This window comes from Nostoc sp. DSM 114161, assembly GCF_052692665.1.
In genome coordinates this window covers 5,517,531-5,535,180 of record NZ_CP195141.1, presented here as the reverse complement: position 1 = coordinate 5,535,180, position 17,650 = coordinate 5,517,531, and the positions used below count along the sequence as shown (strand labels likewise).

The window sequence follows — 17,650 nt, the reverse complement described above, 5'->3', positions numbered from 1 at the left end:
ATCAACTCACTACAAAATCTGTGCCGATAGTCATATAACCCAGAACATTAAACTCTCTAGTATCAACACTAGCGATTTCCAAAACTTTAATCAGGTTATTACTCGTATTCTTAAGATTTTCAGGTGTGGCATTTTTGTCTACAATTGTATTCAGCCAATGAGTATAATATCTTTCAAAATCTTGCATTTTTGATTTATCGAACCAATGAAAGTAAGGAGTTATATGTGCGGGAACCTCTGCACTAATAATTTTATAAATTAGCTTTTTAAAGTTTTCATTTTGAAACTGCCAGTCAGGGAATACAAAACTGAGTTGAAAAGAGTAAGGATCTAGGGGTCGATCTACTTGTACCCACTGTCCTTCTTCTGATTTTACAAATCCAGTTTCTATTTCTATATCAAAGGTATCTTGCTGAACATTGGTAACAAAATAAATTCCATTGTAATTATCTGTGTCAAATATTTCTATTTGTTCGTTTTCAGAAAGTCCGTGTTGCTTAGAAATGCAAGTTAGTATTTTGTTTGGAATTGTACTTGACTTAAATTCCGAAATTTGATGACCAAAATTTAAAAAATTAGGGTTGCGATCTGAATTTTGACTGCTGTAAGGACGAAGTAAAATATGTTCGACTATATGAAATCCTGCTATTTCATTCGATTCATTGGAGAGAGCTAAAGTTCGTCGCTTGTAGGGGATTCCAAGTAAGCTGCAAATTCTTTGTTTTAATCCCGATACATTGTCTGTATCCCAAACTTCACTGGAGTCAGCGTAATTAAATGCTTTACCCCTTCCAGCACTAATTTGAGGATAGTTTTGTAAAAAAGTAACTTTATTATTAATTAGTTTTTCTTCTAGGATTGAGTTATATAAAAGTAAGGAATAATCTGTAAATTTTTCACAATACTGTGCTATTAAATGATTCAAAAAACGATTTTTTCTTTCTAAATCAATGTTATGCCATTCATCTACTGATGAATTTTTATCAACCTTTAAGATTTCAGATGCGCCGGGAAACGTGCAAATATCCTGAGAAAAGTAAGTTGTCTTCTTATTATTTTGGAAAGAAAATAGCTCTTTCGTATGTTCTAATTGAGCAAAATAGTTAGCTAAAATTCGATCGAAAAACATTAAATAAGCTTGCAGTTGCTTAGCTTGAGCTTTGCGTTGAGGAGATGCAGAACCTGGTAAACCTAATTCTCCAATACCGTAATTAACAGGAAAATCATTTTGGATTGATTCATAGTCAGATAATTCTCTATATTGTCCCAGCGGGACGGGAATATCTGTTATTTGTGTAGTTGATATTGATTTTGTATTTTGCTGTTGTAATAATTCTAGATAGCTTTTAGCTTTAGCCAGGTTCAAATTGCAGGGAATTTGTCCTTTATAAAAACTAATATTACTTGTTAAACGATCGATATCTTTGAGTTGGGGTGTAAAATTAGGATCTAATGCTAACGCCCATTCTTCCGATTCAGATGAATTGTTGCTTGAAATAGTAATATTTCTAACTGTTATTATTCCTGAAATATCTAAAATAATTTTAATCAAATCAGAAATATGAACTTCATATTTCTTAGCAAAACTATCAAGTTGTTCGTTATCGATAAAGCCATGTTCAAGAGGAAAACCATCAAAAATCGCTTCAGGAATTTTACCTAGATCTAGCAGTTCTTTTAAACTAAAAAATTTTAAGTTAGGAGAAATAAAATTTTCTAACCCAAAATATATCTTTGCCATTAATTCATTGACATCAAAGCCTTCTTCTACATCTATTTCCGCTTTGATAGTAATTTCTTCAATGGGTAATATTTGAATTGAGGCAAAATCCTCACAGAGATTGCGATGTTGATTAAGCTTTGTTGTTATTTTTGCTATGAAACTGGCCTCATCAGATATATTTTTTTCTTTTTCAATCATTACCCGATAAAGACCATTCAAATTTACTTCTTCTGTGAAATCAGAAGCTTTAAAAGTTAATGTATGAAGAATAGAATCATAATAAATGGGAGGTTGTGAATTCTTAATGGGTTCTAACCAAGCATTTTTAACACCATCAATGTCAATTAATAGTTTGCGATAATCATTGATTGTGAGGGGATTAACAGTCAGAATTTCTCTGGCTGTAAAAAACTGTTTCCTATTATCTCCAGTTCTTTCTCTAGGAGAAGGTGCAAGTAAATCTTTCATCTCGAAGTCAAGCCGATAGCTTAAATCTGTGATGGCATAGCAGAGTTGTTCTAGGATAGTAATACCAGGATCGTGGGTGTTGTAATCTGTCCATAATTTTCCTGCTAAGCGTTCAATGTACTTTATGCCTTCTTGTCGCAATAAGGCAAAATTCATCCCAGGATGTTCGGGGAGAGTGCTGGAGATAGTGAGGTGTTCAGTCATGGTGATTTTGTAGTTATGGCTAGTGATTTAACTCCCATTTACTCTGTTTCTAAAAGTTCTACTTTTTCTCTTTCAGTTACAGCACCATTATTTTTGCTTAACTCTTCTTCTAATACCTGAATAGCTCCTTGTATACGGAGTAAAGTTTCTCGGACATTGATTTGTTTGGCTTCTAAATCTGAGAGGACTTTTTGTCCTGAGGCAAATTCAGCTTTAAGTTGTTGAAGGCGGTTTTCTAGTTGTTGTCTCATTGCTTTAAGTTTATTGTTGCTGGTATTAACTAAATACAGTTTAGTTAATACTAAAAATTAAAACTGGTGTTGCTTACAGAGAGTTGGCTGCTTCTGCTATGTCTCGATTAATCGCCATTAGCCAAATCGTCCAGTTTTCAGCCTTGTTGTGAGTCAAAAAATCTGCCCTAATATACCACCAACCATCGGAGTTAGGATAAGTATAAACCTGAATAATGTCGGCAACAGCTCCCTCATTGATATCACCAGGGCCTGAGTAAAATCCGGCAATGCTACAAATCCATTGAGACGTGGGATAGTCAGTTTTGTAATTAATATTATCGCCAAGATTGCTATATTTTTTAAATGAAATTAGTTTTGTTGTGAGTTTTAGACTAGTTGCTTTTAAACTGCCATTAACATCTAGCTTTGCACCTGGACTTGTTGTTCCAATTCCTAAATTACCACCACTAGGGTTAACTATTAGGGAACCACCACCCGTATTCTCAATAACAGATGAATTTCCTCCAGCACTGAAAGGGCGTACAATAAAGTTAGAACCATTATGTTCCAATTTCAAGCTAGTGTCGGTAGTTTGACCATTGATTTGAACCAGGAGACTACCTGTTATTGATAAAATTCCTGAAATAGTACCAGAAGTAATTTTATCGGCTGATAAGTTAGGAATACGCTCAACAGCTAATATCCCAGAAGTAATTTTGTCAGATGATAAGTTAGGAATGCGGTCAACGCTTAATATTCCAGAAGTAATTTTGTCAGATGATAAGTTAGGAATGCGATCAACAGTGAATATCCCAGAACTAATTTTGTCAGATGATAAATTAGGAATACGCTCAACAGTTAATATCCCAGAACTAATTTTATCAGCAGATAAATTAGGAATACGCTCAACAGCTAATATCCCAGAAGCGATTTTATTAGTTGATAAGTTAGGAATGCGGTCAACGCTTAATATCCCAGAAGTAATTTTGTCCGCTGATAAATTAGGAATACGCTCAACGCTTAATATCCCAGAAGTAATTTTGTCCGCTGATAAGTTAGGAATACGCTCGACAGCTAATATTCCAGAATTAATATTTGCTGTATCGATTTCCCCCGTAATTGCACCGCTAACTTTTAAATCGCCATTAACTTCTAACTTCGCTCCTGGAGTCGTCGTCCCAATTCCCACATTCCCAGTACTGCTGGTAATAAAAAGCTTACTACCTCCAGAATTAGAGATATTTAAACCTATTTTGTCCTTATCAGGCTTTTGATCGAAACTCCAGGTTTTTGTCTCACCTGCATAAAAATCTATTAATTTCTCATCAGTACCCTGCGCCGTAATCTTGAGGGGAGTATCTGGCCCAGACGGCTTTTCTATGCCATCATCTTTAATATTGAGAGTAGATTCGATGAAATCGGCAAAATCCTGTTGAGAAGGCTTTGTTCCAGTTTTGAATAATCCTTGCAGTTCACTTCTACTTTTTTGAGTCACGATCTTTACTCCTTTTAACTAACAATAAAATCAATACCGACAATCATGTAACCAATACCTTCAAAGTTTTCCTCATCATAATTTTCTGTGCCAATTAAATCGATAATATGTTCGGGTGCAGAAACCAAAATTGAATCTGGATGTTGCACTTGGGCCAGGTTAGATTGATTCACCCGATAATAAGTATCTGATTTACCTTGAGAACCAGCTTTGATCCCAATTTGCTCAATTAATTTCAGATTGGCAACATAATCCACATAAGGCCTGTTCTCAATAAAATAAATGAGTGAGGAACTGTGAATTGAACTTCCAAAGGTAATGTCAGCTTGTTCTTCATATGCCCAAGGAGACAAAAAGCGTTTAATATCTTCGTTAAGTTGATTGAGATAGTAACCCTGTTCGTATCCGTGGCGAAAACGAATACCCACTCTGTATTTAATGCGTTCGTAGCCGGGATTTTTAACCACAATTTGCACAAAAGGTGAAGTATATTTTTGCAAATATGCCTCAATTTCCTTGAGCAAATACAAAGGTGCTTTGGGTTCGAGGGGAAAGAATGGCGCAGTATTAGAAATATCGGGAATTACCACCACTGTTACCTTTGCAGCAGCCGGATTATTGGAACCAGCAGCAGAAGTGATACATTTAACTTTATAAATTTGGGGAAAATGTTCCAGTACCAAACGTTCGTAATCCCAAGGAGTTATTGCTCTTTGTTTATGGCGCAGTCTTTCACTCACCCGCATAGTAAAAGCGCGGTTATCTTCTTTGGGTTTCCCACCAAAAGATGTATATGGTTGTTGTACTGTTTTGATGGCAGGATCTCGCGTCACAAATGCTTGAATAGAATTAGCTGCCAGGGGTTTACTGAAATGTTCGGCTGCGTTCCCTTGATTAACAAAAGTAGCCCTAACTGCCTGAGTTTTGATGTCTAAAGTATCAGGAATAGCGGTGGTATTTTCCTTAACAGTGGCTTGTAACCAATGCAATCCACTGGGTAATAATTGATGGTTATTGGTAGCTTTGTCTGGGATACTCAAGCGGATAATCCCCGGATCTACTAATCCGTTGGTACTATCAAAAAGTATCTCTGTGTCTTGAAATTCTCGCCAATTATTACCAGTCAAATAACTCCAGCAAATTTGTGGCGGAGTTAGTTCGCCATTGCCACTTCCTGCTATCATTTGGAAGAGAATGGAAACATTTTGTGGTGGTTGCAAATTGCGGATACCTATATATAAACTGCCTTCTTCTTGATATTGAGGTAGGAGATAATATTGGTTATTTGTTGAGTTATCTTGATTAAAGGCTTGGATATCTGCATAGCCAAAGGGATGAAGATGAAAGATTTGGCTCGATTCATCATTGGTTGAATGCGCTTGCAAGTCAATTTCTACTGAAGCGGTATAGTCGAGGGAGATAGCTTTAATTTGAGGGGTGTAGGGAGGGTAAACTGTCAGATTTTTCTTATCATCCGTTGCTAAAGCAACTTTATTTAATACTATCGGATATAAATCGTGTGCAAAATCAGGACTTTCTAATTCCAGTTTGAAGTATCTACTTTGCTCAAAAGGATCGTCTGTGGCAATTTCTATAGTCGAAGTGTTGAGATCGTAGCCAGGAATATTAAATTTTTGATACTTGAGATGAATTGAATTACTTAAATTGTTCCCATTCTCAGAGAAAATAGGTTTATCATTTTCAATGTCTACCCAGCTTCTATTATTGAGAATTTTTAAACTTGCTTGAAAGCTATTATTAGCAACTTTCGTAATTACCCCAGTATCCGAATAAGCCTTGTAGTATTCTCCAAAGTTTTTAGGAAGTCCCATCCACTCAATATGTATGGAAAGACTATCTAATTTCTTGTAACTAATTTCTCTATTGGCGAAGTAAAAGCTGGAACCCGCTTTAGGAGTATTACCAAAGGGTTGAAAAGGAGTTTTCCTATTCAGGACTGTGTTATCATTCCGCAATTGTAAAGCCCGAACATTTTCAACTTGAATTTGTATATTTACTTTTTTTAAAAGTACCGATCGCAATTGCTGGTAACAAATAACTTTTTTTTGATAATTGTCTAATTCTGATATTTGATTCAACAGAATTTTGATCGCAGGATAGGGACTAGCCATCAAATCAGTTGATTCCTCTGCTTTTGGTGGCAAAATAGCAGGTAAACTGGCATCAATGGTTAATTGAAATTGTAAACTGTTGAAATAGATGGCAGAAGGTTTATATAATTTAACCTTGTCATTGCTAATAAATTCTTGAGAAAATATCCCCTTATCAATTTGCTGAATGTTAGCTTGTTTACTATTTACTATTTCTGTAATTTCAAAGATTCTACCGTCATTCCAAACAAGAATTTGCCCGACATTGCTAGAATCAAATGTATCATTAGCAGCCGCCAAAGACACACTTGTAAAGATCCGATTTTCCGGAGCGATCGCACCCAAATTTATCTGCGAAATATTATAAGATTTAACTGGATCTTCTAAAATAAAATCGCCAATTTCATACTTAAATGATTTAAGCTGTATCCATTGCTTTCCACTACTTAAAGAAATCTCAAAAGGTTGAATCTTACTACTTATCATCTGTTGAAAAACATCTCGATTCAACGTCTTTCCAGAAGATGCAAAGGTAAGGGTAATAGTACGCGTACCTTCTGACAAGAAAAATATAGGTGAAGTGAGTGCAAAACCGAGAGAATTTTGTGAAGTTTGAGTAATATTTCCGAAAGTATTAAACCGTTGGAGTTTAGCTACTTGTCCCTCTTTTACATCAACTGGAGAATTAGGATAAATATTTTTAATTTCGGTTCTGCCAATGGGGGGATAAATAAAATTTCTTTTCTTAGTTTGTGCTTTTTCTACGAGACGATAAACTTCTTCCCAATTAGGATTTACTGTAGTAGCTTGGATTTCCATAATCTTTCGGAAATCCTCCACACTCATATAAAGTTGTTCTTTAATATATTTAATAACTGGCTCTTGGGTAAGATTATCAAATATCTCAACGAGGGTATGATAATTATTCGGCATTTCTGGTAATGCGTCGCCAGGATTAGGACTACCGAGAGCCAATTTCATCATTCCATCGAAGCCTGATTTTTCTCGTTCTTCCTTTAAAGTATTACGCCTAGCGAAAGTAATTTTTTTTCTGTAGGCTTTTTCTATTATTTTATAAACCTCTTGCCATTCTAATTCACTAGGTCTTTTGAGATCTGGATTCTCCTGAGTTATTTGGCGATCGTGTATATCAAAACAATATTGAAAACTTTCTGTGGTATCAAAAAATAGGTTGATTTCAACATATTTTTTTGCTTCCTGAGATATTTGTTTAGTATTTTTAAGGGGTTGATAAATATATTTTTTGAGATAATTAATATCAACTTTTTCGCCATTAAAATCAGGCAATCTATCTCCTTGATTAGGGTTACCGATTGCCCATCGCAGCATATTTTCAAAACTGCGATTGCTTCTGTTATCTTGGAGATGAATGTCTTCTAAGGTGATGTATTTTTTTTCTACAAATAAAGTTTTAACACTCGCTACAGTAGCTCGATTAACAATGATATCTTCATCAGTAGCATAATTCAGATTAATACCTTGACTATCTTGACCTGCATTCAGCAAAGTACCCTGTTTAATTAGATGTGTATCTTCTCCTTGCACCAACTCAAAAATTACATTGATTTTGTCTGCAACTTCCGCTTTTGTCGTTAACTTCAGTACCTCTTGATAGTAAAAATCAAGATATCTTTGAGTCAGTGCTTTAAACTGTTGCTGCGGATAACGTAATAATTGTAAAAACGTAAATAATAAAACTAAATGAGGTTGAGATAATTGTCTGAGTGTCGATTCATCATCGGCAAAGCTTTCCGGGTTATTAATGTAAGCAACCATTTGCTTTACATCTCCCGCAAAGAAAGGCGACCAATCACCCTTTATAGCATTAGACTCATCAAAATAGTTGAGTTTTGTAGCATATTCTTGCACAAAAGCTAGCAAATCTGATGTATCGCGCTCATCGACTGCAACATAATCTGGTTCCAATTCTCTGAGCAAGCGATCGCGTTGACTAACACCATCCCGAAAAATCCGATCTTTAATTTGCTTGTTTGTATTCATGACCATTTATTCGCATCTGGAATTGCATCCGGCCCGTACAACCACCCTACCACCTGGGTAGTATCGTCTTTATTGCCTTTATAGATGAGCTTCGTTTTTGCTAATGGAATAGTAGTGAAAAAAGTTGTTTCTCCAGACATATCACCACCAACCCCTTTCACTGCTATCACCGTCGCCTCCTCTACCGTATCTGCATTGATTACCAACGTTGGTTTCATCTCTTTCGATGCTGTCAATGGCACGCCTAAAATGTCTTCAGTGATCTCGGAGCCAGGTATTTCTTTTAGACCATCTATTTTTATTTGCCTAACATATCGATCTCCTCCTACTCCATATCCCATACAGCCTTTATCATTACCAGTGGCTATTAAGGTTCTCTTGCCATTCAATGTTTCATTCTTTCTAATCCAAGCAACGTGTTCTGAAAAAGGAATACCTCCCGTCCCAAACCAACGCCGAACCTCTTTTCTGGCTTCTTCCACAGTCAACGGCTCGCGTGCTGTATACCCTCCTCGGTCTACTGCTTTGTTGTCACTTTCCCCTCTGTAGTATGTTCCAAGCTCGTTACCGGGATACTCTGTGTCATACCAAGCTTTATTCTCTCGTTTTATCCGCTCTTGTTCTTCTTGTTTTTTCTTTGCCTCCAGCGCCTCACGTGCCTTGGTGGCGCATTCTTCATCTGGCCACAAAGCTATGACAATCTCTTCATAAGTGCTGAACTTTGTTTTGTGTTCGTGAGCTTTCTTGAGCCATGATTGTACTTCAGAGAACTTTAGTTTTTTATAGGGTTCAATTCCTTTTTGAAACTGTCCTTTATCTTTAGCTATGTTGCCAACAATTTCCCTCTGTACAGATTCCTGGTTTTGGCTTCCAATTGTCGAAATCTGGGTTGTCATAGAACTAGCTTCTGATTTTCGCTGCACCGCTTCCCCATTTTGCTGCACCACATGGGTCAACTCATGGGCAATCAACTCTTGCCCCTCCCGACTCCCTGGCTCATAAGCCCCCTGCCGAAAGAATACATCCTGCTCCGTCGTAAAGGCTTTCGCCTGAATCGATTGATTCAACTGGTCTGACTGTTTATTCGTATGTACGCTCACCCCACTAAAATCCGCCCCCATCGCTTGCCCCATTGACTGCTGTAGTCCGGCATCCAAAGGTTGTCCGCTTCCCTTGGCACTGTTAATAGCAGATGCCAACTCCGTTGATGCCTCGCCCCCACCTATGGCTTCCTGACGCTGCACCATTAACTGCGGCTTCTTCCTCAGTCCATGCCCTTCCTTTTCCTTTCCCTGCACCACTTCACCTTGAGTCCCAGAAGGAAGATTTATTTGCCGTACCACCGATGTTGCGACCCTGTTCGCTTCCTGTTCGTAACGGTCATTGGGTTCGCCTATGGTCAGCTTTGTTTGAACTACCTCAGCCGTTGGTAAGCTGATTCGAGGTGCTGCTTTTAGCTGATTTGTCGGAGAAAAATTACCTTCACTATCTTGACGTTTTAGTGCTAATAATTGGTTATTATCTGCCAAAGTGGCAGTTGATGTAGAGTTTGGGGTTAAGTGCGATCGCATTACATTGGCTATCATTTCCCCTGACTCCGGTTCGTGGTAGTCAGATAAATCGGTTGTAGCTGTCGCTGCTGTAACATTGGGCACTGTCTCAGGAAAATTGCCTTGCTCAACAACGCTCTTTTTCTGAACTAATTTGGGTTTTTGCTTTGATGAGACTTGTTGCTTACCAAGATTTGCCATATGTAATGCCTTTTTTATTTTCAAGTCTGTTTTATCTAAAATTCCCCCAATTTATCGAGATAGCATCAAACCGTTTGAGCTTCATTAATATAAAAAGGATAAACCAGATTAAATCGAGAATTAGTCACACGCACGCGATAAATAACATTTATTAGTAATAAACCTGGTTCACTTTCATCAATATTAATTTCCTCTACATCAATACGCGGTTCATGGTACAAAAGAGCATCAGAAATCGTCCCTTTAATACCAGTAATTAAACCTTGACTAATCTCTTCAAAGACAAACTGACTTAATTCGCAACCAAAATCAGGCTGCATAATTCTTTCTGCTGGACGAGTTGAGAGAATAATTTCTAAACTTTGAAAAATATCTTCCTCATCTGATACCATTTCCACTGTTCCAGTATCCTGATTAAATGTAGGGGGAAAACTCCATCCCGTTCCTAAAAAAGAATTATTTGTTTCCATAATTTATATGTTATTAAATTAATAAATTTATTAATTTATATGAATTTCTGTACCTTTAATAGTTATATTTTTACCTTGAATCGCAATGTCTTTAGTTGATTCAATTTTAAACCCTCGATCGTCCATAGTTATAGCATTACCATTTTCATCAGTTAGATTAATACCTTTGCCCTCCTCAGATAACTTCAAAATATTGCCTTTCGGTGTACTAAGTTCAATTAACTTGTTTTCATCATCCAAAAGTATTTTTAGTGATTTTTTGGTAACAATCCCTTTTTTATTATTTTCCTGCGTTACTGCAAAACCAGGGGGTAAAGCATTTTTCTCGCTATGCACTGCACCTAAAATTATGGCTTGTCGAGGATCGTCATTGATAAAGCCGAGAATTACTTCATCGCCTAATTCTGGTCTAAAGAAAATCCCTCTTTCATCGCCAGCATCTAAAGAAGCTAATCTAGCCCAAATAATACCATCTTTTTCAATTGAAGGAATTCTGACTTTTACCCTAAATTGTTTATCGCGATCGTCTTGATAATTATCAACAATGCCAATTTGTAAACCATGAATTGCCGGAACTAACCCTGCTGCTGGAATATCAATAATATTATGATTTTGTTGAGCAAAAAAATCAGCAGATAAACCAAATTGTATGTCTGTCTGCCAGCCTTGTTCGTTAACTTGATGTCGAATCGCTGTCACTAATGTTTTGCCATTGAAGCGTTTGCTGATACCAGCAATTTCCATCACCTCTCCTGGTTTAATATCAGCAAAACCAGGAACTTTAAGACGACCATTGAACATTGACAAACGACTTTTAAGTAACTTGGCATCAGCCCAAATTTGTCTTTCTTGTTCGTCTAATTGTCCTGAGCCAATTAATTGATATTTGTCTGCACCAATAGCTTTTGCTAATTCTTCTGCTTTTAAATTACCTTGACTAAGAGAAACGTTTTTAGCTTTTTGAGGTGGAGATATACTTTGTGTTTTAACATCCCAAGCCGTACTTTCTACCGATGCATATTGATGGCGAATATCAGCTGACATTTCAAATTCATAAATATCACTGATACCGTATTCAAAGGTATGTTTTGGTAACCCCTTGAGATTAGGCTTTCCTACAGTAATTTTACCATCATCAGCTAAAACCCAGTGACCATTTACATCCGCACGAGATAAAATAAAATCCCAGTCAGTGCAGTAATATTGCACCATTTCTTTATGCTTTGGTTCAGTTGCAGCAATAGATGTAATTTCCAATCCCCAAGCTTCAATAATTTTGTTGATAATTTCGTTGTCTGCCATCTCTCGAAACACAGCGCTTTTTCTTTGATGAGTTAGTTTAAATGCTGCATCTTTTAAGTCAATAGTTAGCAGAGAACCATATAGATCTGATTGCAGAGAATGTTTAACTACAATACCTGCAAAAACTGTAGCTTCGTTTTGGCGATCGCCTTCATAGCGGAGCTTGATTTCGATATTATTACCAGGTTTAAAAAAATCTGTGTTACTAATAGCAAACTCTCGTTTTGTGGCGTCGCCATCTAATAAAATTATTTGAGCTATGGGTATTTTATTCACCTCTTTGATAATGTCAATTGACATGACGTTATATTCAGGGTTCATTGTTGACCCATCATTCAAAATTGTTACTGTGACAACACCACTCATTGTTTTTATATTTCTTTAACTGGCGGTAACTTTATATTTATTCCTGGTTTTAACTTTCTGAAGTTATTAAGATTATTAGCACGAGCAAGCTGAATGTAATAAGCAGAATTACCGTATATTTCTTGAGCCATCACAGGTAATTTATCTCCACCTTTGATAGTTCTAGAGTGAGATAAATCTGGCGAGTTTTTATTTTCTTGTTTAATCCGCTTTGAATCTTGGATATCACCGATAAAAACTGTATCTAACTCAGCCCTTATCGGTTGTCCGCTGCGGTTGAAAAGCGTATAGTTAACATTAACAGATTCCAGACGGCAATCAAAAATTAAGTCTCCCCATTCAATTTTGAGAAATTTAGGTTCATGGCTTTTGCCATCCATATAAGTAGTTAACTCCAGAAAGCGATTTACTTGTTTGTAAATATCTTTCGTTCCTTTCAGCTTACCAAGGAATGCAGCAGCCGCAAACCCAGAAAGCCCATAATCTGCTACCCCTGTGTCATCTAAAATCAACTTGAGGGATAATTTTTGCGGTTTGCTTAGAGAATATTTGGCAGTGCGCCCACTAGTATTAATCCCTTGATAAGATTGATAAACATTCTCGTATGTTAAAGAATAAGATTCCGGATTAAACATAGCTTCAAAGGTTTCTTGTGGTAAACCAATCCGAAGTCTATTTCCATAAACACAAATCTTCAGTTTTTCTAGTTTAAAAGGGTTTTTAAGCATATGTTTCCCTTATCTTTCTTGCTTCCGCTCCAAGATTTTTAGTACTTGTGCCACACAAGCAGCAATTATTTCTTGTTTTTGGTCATAATTGCCTTCAATTGCAGATTGATGATTAGTATTATTACTATCAACAATGTTGGCACGAATAATTAATTCTTTAATTTCTACGGGCATAGCTAAATACTCACACTTTGAAATCTTGCGTAGGCTAATTCCATCGTATCTATAACTATTGCATTGGCGCTAGCATCTAGATCGGATATTCTCCATTTCACAGGATAAGCTCTTTTAAATAACCAACTAAAAAGAGGAATACTATTTTCATTTAGCAACATAACTAAGACATTGCTGGGTGTAAATCTCATGGAACTCATGGCAATATTAAACTCTGCATTCAGAGGGGAGCCAATCACCATTCCTCTTTCTAAAACCAGATTATTATAAGTGACATGAGTAGGCAAACGATGTCTGAATATATTCTCACCACCTTCGCGAATGTCTGTTGTTTCTATTTCGGCAGAAATTCCCGATACTTTTTGAAAGCGAATATCTAACGGATTAGGCACAATTCCGGCAATGAAAAAGACAACCATAAAATAAAATCCAACGGGGGGATTTTCTGTCAAAGTAAGTTCCGGAATAGGAAATTTATCTGCCATTGCACTAGAATTTTTGCAAAAGTCAAGGGAAAAAATAAAAACGAATAATTATCCAGGATAGTCAATCTTAAGATCGTTAGCCATTAGATCTAAACTTTCAATAGCAACTTCATTACTAGTCGCATTAAATGACGGTGCATCTAGTTTCTTCGGAAAAGCATTTATAGCTGTCCAAGAGACAACTGCTGTACCTGTCTCGTCTAATAAGTCAATGCGAATATCGCGTTTGGCTACAGTGTTCAATTTCACAGTAGTAATCCAGTTAAATAAATAACTGTCTTTTCTGACTATGCCTTTTTTTAGGCTTAAGCTAACAGGAGTGCTTAATCCTGGCATGTGCTTTGCTCCATCTTTATAACTCATGCCATCTCTATAAGTTATGGTTTCATATTCAATGCTTAATCCCGATACTTCTGAGAAAGCGTGGGAATCATCTCCATCTATGGTAACTCGATAATAAAAGACAGGAATCGGATAATTATTTTTGATATCTTCTGCTGAGGTTGACATGATTTCTTTATCCTTAATTTAAGTGTTGTTAGTTCTTTTAGGGGACTTATACCATTTCTCCGTGAAGATGCGTTTAATATTAAAAAACGTAGACGCGCAGCAGCTTGCCGCAGGCTACCGCCAAGTACGCCAAGGAAGAGAGAGATAATTAGAAGAGTGCAAGTTTATGGAGAATTGGTATTAGAGAAAATAAATTATCCAATTTACTTCGATAATATTTTTCTTTCTCTCCCTTGCCTCCTGTTCCCTTTCCATCAAAGCAATGGAATATTTTTTTATTGGTAAGTCCCTGAATTTCTCTATGCTTGCTGTAACTTATGGGAGAATTTTAGAATAATAAACTCAGCCGGACGAACTGCTGCAAGACCAATTTCTACAATCATGCGTCCTTCTAAAATATCCTGCGCGGTCATGCTTTTACCGAGTCCAATATTCACAAAATAAGCTTGTTCTGGTGTTGTACCAGCCAGCGCACCTTGTCGCCATAATCCCTCTAAATAACTTTCAATGAGAGATTTCACTTTTAGCCAGGTGATAGCATTATTGGACTCAAAAACAACAAATGCAGTGGCTTTTTGAATTGATTCTTCAATAAGATTGAACAGTCGGCGCACAGGTATATAGCGCCATTCATTGTCATTACCAGCTAAAGTTCTTGCACCCCAAATTAAGGTTCCTTTTCCGGTAAAACTGCGAATAGCATTGATAGATTTACCTGCGGTAGGATCTATGTTGAGATTTTCTTGTTCTTCATTGCTAATTTTAACTGTAGGAGCAAGTACCGATGCCAAGCTAACATTAGCAGGTGCTTTCCAAACTCCCTTGTCCCTATCTACTCTGGCATATACTCCTGCGACAGCAGCGCTTGGAGGTAATACAACTCGCTTTTTACCTATCTCTGTCTGAATTTTGTTGTAGAGATCGGTTCTTTGCGTTTTGCTATCAGTCAACTTTTCATTTTGTGCATCAGCAGTGTCTCCAACTGCCTTGATAGTTACAGAATCATCGGTGTAATAGTAGTTAAGTGAGGTTTGTAAGTAGGGATAATAAGCTGCGCCATACTTTAATTCGTCTGTTTCTGTACCAATAGCATCTCGGAATTTATTAACTCCGCCTGTTTTATCTTTTTTCTCTTCCAAAATATCGAAAATAGCAAATCTATCTTTTAATTTATTGCATTGCTTCAAAGCTTGCTGACAAAGCCCATAATAATCGATTTCGCTTAAATTCACTGCATCAGTCAGTAGTATTAAGGTAGGTTCATCTTCTTTTTCTAAAGCTGATAAACCTGCGTCAAAATCAGCTTTTTTCAGAGGTTCTGCGCCATATTGTCCCACCGAAACTATATAACAACTACCTCCACCATTATCAAAATACAGGCGCAAGGCATAATACATTAAATATTTGAGTTCAGGAGTGCTAATGCTACTAATTACACCTGCATCAGTTGTCACCTCAAAATTAGATGCTTGAGCTTTTCCAAAGAAAGTTTCATACTCAAGGAGCGAACTAATGCGAGTTGGTTGTTGAGTTAAATCTTCATCGTATTTTTGAGCTTTTTCTGTGTAACCGATAAAAGCAGGAATCGCTGTAGATACATCGGCGACTGAGGGGGGAAATATTGAAATTTCTTCAACATAAACGTTGGGAGTTTTATAAGTTACCATGTTTCAATCCTTGTTTTTCAATTTTTATAGATATTTAAGGGCATTAATGACTTGGATTCCATTATAATTAGGCGGGTTAGGTAAATGTTCTATCCAGACAGTTGGATTGCTGCTTTCACTGTTTTTCTTCTTTAAAAGTTGAATATTTTTTATCCCTGCTTCCTGACAAGGAATTTCTGAGTCAGATATGAAGAGATATTGTTGAGCTTGAGGAAATTGTTGTTTAAGAAGCGAAAATATAGGGTCTGTTTTTTCAGCTTTCGCGCTTGTAAATCTGGTAAATTTAATTTCTGTTTCCCTACTTGTATCTTTATCTTTAATCAAGAATTCATCGCCATTAGTTTCATTATCAGCAAGCAAATAATAATGCCATTGTTGTTTTTTGGCTTGAAAAGTAATTTTATATTCAATCTCTTGATTCAAAAATTGAGATATAGAGAAGTGATTATAAATATCGACAATGCCAAAAATATTTTGTCCTTTGGGCAATTTTCTATCAGACAATGTAGTTCGAGTTTTTTCTAATTCTGATACTTCAATATTAGTAAAGTTTTTATTACTAAAATTATAAATAATATTATTAACAGGTTTCCACTCAGTTTTTGTAAAATCTATAAATTCTTGATTGTTGAGTTTTAATATGAAACTAAATTGTAAATTGTCAGCAAGTTCTATCCAAGGCTTGCTTTCTGAATCTACTGGTGCAATTACCACTATTCCGTTAACTTGATTTTTGACAATCAGATGATGACCGCTAAGTATTTTATGACATTGACTTGTTGGTTCAATACTGAAGTCAGGACATATTTTATCTCGATAATATTCGTGAATAATCCTCAATTCAAATAGTTGTTTATAATGCATAATCTAGACGATATGTATTATTTTTTTAGGAAAAGTTTAGATATTTGAAGTCAGAACTACGTTATCAGCTATATCAGAGCCAACTTCTACCGTATCAGCATCTGTAAAGACAACCATTCTGATTTTATAAATGGCTGAAGGTATGTAAGACATTCCCAAACCAGCCCAAACCTCTCTTTGTTCTGTAAAAGACAAATTAACAAGTTCGAGAGTTAATTTTTCTATTTCAGAATTCAGCGTTGGAGAGTTGTGCTGATTGAATAACCTATGACTTTGAAAAAATTTGATAATTAGAGACAGAAATTGTAAAGATTGCCTGTAATCATTAAAATTTGCAGCAAATAAAACATATAAATTGAGGTAAATATTAGGGCTTTTTGGCGGGTTACCACCTTGAGTAGGCATCCGTTCATAGGCTGCTCCAGAACGAAAAGTATAGTCTTCTTCTACGTTGACTAGCAAGGTAGTAATGGCATCATTTTGGAAGGAAACGTCTTTCTGATTTCGTTCCTGAACAAATACTACCTCAAAGTCCTGCGCTCCGGTTTTTACTCGGATGTAGCTGTTGAGTTGTTCTTTAAGGAATGAAAGGACATGCTCTATCATAAGCAATAATAATTAATTTTTCCTATTCAAACCAACACGTTATTCCTAGAATATGAAAATAGTTAGCTACCAAAAACAGTTTTGATAACTAATTAGGAGCTAAGAGTCTATTTATAAAGTAAATATTAAGTAGGAGAGGCAAGATAAGCAGAGGTTTCCTCTGTTGACGTAGCCCAACCCAGGCATCACAATTGCCATTGTGTTCTGATTGTGCGAGGATTTAGCAGTTTGATAAAGTGAGAATTCCCCGCAGAACACCATATTTATCAGTGCGTTACAGCACAGCTTAACGCAACCTACAATTTAAGGTTTACTTTATAAATCGGCTCTGATTTAGTAAAAGAAATAACTCGTATTTTTTTGACTATTTACTACTGAAACAATAGTCGTGAGTATAACAACAACATTGTCTGTCAAGTTCAACACAAAATATATCTTTACATTTTCTACTTACTTAAAAATATATTTTGA

The 17,650-nt window shown here is 36.3% G+C and carries 14 protein-coding genes; all 14 read right to left on the bottom strand.

The annotated features are described in order from the left end of the window. Position 1: 1 nt before the first annotated feature. Positions 2 to 2,347 (bottom strand): hypothetical protein, encoded by a 2,346-nt coding sequence (locus NSTC745_RS23475; RefSeq protein ID WP_445633110.1) that lies wholly within the window; start codon positions 2,345 to 2,347, stop codon positions 2 to 4. A gap of 86 nt (positions 2,348 to 2,433) precedes the next feature. Further along, the gene (locus tag NSTC745_RS23470; protein WP_096541925.1) at positions 2,434 to 2,646 is read right to left on the bottom strand and encodes a hypothetical protein; all 213 of its coding nucleotides are present in this window, start codon (positions 2,644 to 2,646) and stop codon (positions 2,434 to 2,436) included. A 73-nt stretch (positions 2,647 to 2,719) separates the two neighbouring features. Continuing rightward, positions 2,720 to 4,123, bottom strand: a complete 1,404-nt coding sequence (locus tag NSTC745_RS23465) for a hypothetical protein (RefSeq protein WP_445633109.1) — start codon at positions 4,121 to 4,123, stop codon at positions 2,720 to 2,722. Positions 4,124 to 4,137: 14 nt separating this feature from the next. Beyond that, positions 4,138 to 8,256, bottom strand: a complete 4,119-nt coding sequence (locus NSTC745_RS23460) for a hypothetical protein (RefSeq protein WP_445633108.1) — start codon at positions 8,254 to 8,256, stop codon at positions 4,138 to 4,140. Next, positions 8,253 to 10,007: an eCIS core domain-containing protein gene (locus tag NSTC745_RS23455; RefSeq protein WP_445633107.1), complete on the bottom strand. Its 1,755-nt coding sequence runs from the start codon at positions 10,005 to 10,007 to the stop codon at positions 8,253 to 8,255. The genes NSTC745_RS23460 and NSTC745_RS23455 overlap by 4 nt, the downstream gene beginning before the upstream one ends. Positions 10,008 to 10,072: 65 nt before the next feature. Next, a complete protein-coding gene (locus NSTC745_RS23450) occupies positions 10,073 to 10,477 on the bottom strand; it encodes a GPW/gp25 family protein (RefSeq protein WP_445633106.1) in 405 nt (134 codons plus the stop codon). 30 nt (positions 10,478 to 10,507) lie between these two features. Further along, positions 10,508 to 12,145 carry a type VI secretion system tip protein VgrG gene (vgrG, locus tag NSTC745_RS23445; protein WP_445633105.1) on the bottom strand — a complete coding sequence of 546 codons (1,638 nt, stop codon included), beginning with the start codon at positions 12,143 to 12,145 and terminating at the stop codon, positions 10,508 to 10,510. A gap of 5 nt (positions 12,146 to 12,150) precedes the next feature. Continuing rightward, a complete protein-coding gene (locus NSTC745_RS23440) occupies positions 12,151 to 12,873 on the bottom strand; it encodes a CIS tube protein (RefSeq protein ID WP_445633104.1) in 723 nt (240 codons plus the stop codon). A 9-nt stretch (positions 12,874 to 12,882) separates the two neighbouring features. Next, complete coding sequence (locus NSTC745_RS23435; protein ID WP_445633103.1) at positions 12,883 to 13,047, bottom strand: DUF5908 family protein; 165 nt, start codon at positions 13,045 to 13,047, stop codon at positions 12,883 to 12,885. 2 nt (positions 13,048 to 13,049) lie between these two features. After that, complete coding sequence (locus NSTC745_RS23430; protein WP_445633102.1) at positions 13,050 to 13,532, bottom strand: phage tail protein; 483 nt, start codon at positions 13,530 to 13,532, stop codon at positions 13,050 to 13,052. Positions 13,533 to 13,580: 48 nt separating this feature from the next. Continuing rightward, the gene (locus NSTC745_RS23425) at positions 13,581 to 14,042 is read right to left on the bottom strand and encodes a phage tail protein (RefSeq protein WP_445633101.1); all 462 of its coding nucleotides are present in this window, start codon (positions 14,040 to 14,042) and stop codon (positions 13,581 to 13,583) included. A gap of 299 nt (positions 14,043 to 14,341) precedes the next feature. Next, positions 14,342 to 15,709, bottom strand: coding sequence for a phage tail sheath family protein (locus NSTC745_RS23420; protein WP_445633100.1), 1,368 nt, complete (start codon positions 15,707 to 15,709; stop codon positions 14,342 to 14,344). 24 nt (positions 15,710 to 15,733) lie between these two features. Continuing rightward, positions 15,734 to 16,573, bottom strand: coding sequence for a hypothetical protein (locus NSTC745_RS23415; protein ID WP_445633099.1), 840 nt, complete (start codon positions 16,571 to 16,573; stop codon positions 15,734 to 15,736). Positions 16,574 to 16,609: 36 nt separating this feature from the next. Further along, positions 16,610 to 17,179 carry a DUF4255 domain-containing protein gene (locus NSTC745_RS23410; protein WP_445633098.1) on the bottom strand — a complete coding sequence of 190 codons (570 nt, stop codon included), beginning with the start codon at positions 17,177 to 17,179 and terminating at the stop codon, positions 16,610 to 16,612. Positions 17,180 to 17,650: the final 471 nt, after the last annotated feature.

Excerpts from the sequence above, each read along its gene's own strand:
- NSTC745_RS23475 (WP_445633110.1), bottom strand. The coding sequence starts at position 2,347 with ATGAATTTTGCCTTATTGCGACAAGAAGGCATAAAGTACATTGAACGC.
- NSTC745_RS23470 (WP_096541925.1), bottom strand. The coding sequence starts at position 2,646 with ATGAGACAACAACTAGAAAACCGCCTTCAACAACTTAAAGCTGAATTT.
- NSTC745_RS23460 (WP_445633108.1), bottom strand. The coding sequence starts at position 8,256 with ATGAATACAAACAAGCAAATTAAAGATCGGATTTTTCGGGATGGTGTT.
- NSTC745_RS23455 (WP_445633107.1), bottom strand. The coding sequence starts at position 10,007 with ATGGCAAATCTTGGTAAGCAACAAGTCTCATCAAAGCAAAAACCCAAA.
- NSTC745_RS23450 (WP_445633106.1), bottom strand. The coding sequence starts at position 10,477 with ATGGAAACAAATAATTCTTTTTTAGGAACGGGATGGAGTTTTCCCCCT.
- vgrG (WP_445633105.1), bottom strand. The coding sequence starts at position 12,145 with ATGAGTGGTGTTGTCACAGTAACAATTTTGAATGATGGGTCAACAATG.
- NSTC745_RS23440 (WP_445633104.1), bottom strand. The coding sequence starts at position 12,873 with ATGCTTAAAAACCCTTTTAAACTAGAAAAACTGAAGATTTGTGTTTAT.
- NSTC745_RS23435 (WP_445633103.1), bottom strand. The coding sequence starts at position 13,047 with ATGCCCGTAGAAATTAAAGAATTAATTATTCGTGCCAACATTGTTGAT.
- NSTC745_RS23430 (WP_445633102.1), bottom strand. The coding sequence starts at position 13,532 with ATGGCAGATAAATTTCCTATTCCGGAACTTACTTTGACAGAAAATCCC.
- NSTC745_RS23425 (WP_445633101.1), bottom strand. The coding sequence starts at position 14,042 with ATGTCAACCTCAGCAGAAGATATCAAAAATAATTATCCGATTCCTGTC.
- NSTC745_RS23420 (WP_445633100.1), bottom strand. The coding sequence starts at position 15,709 with ATGGTAACTTATAAAACTCCCAACGTTTATGTTGAAGAAATTTCAATA.
- NSTC745_RS23415 (WP_445633099.1), bottom strand. The coding sequence starts at position 16,573 with ATGCATTATAAACAACTATTTGAATTGAGGATTATTCACGAATATTAT.
- NSTC745_RS23410 (WP_445633098.1), bottom strand. The coding sequence starts at position 17,179 with ATGATAGAGCATGTCCTTTCATTCCTTAAAGAACAACTCAACAGCTAC.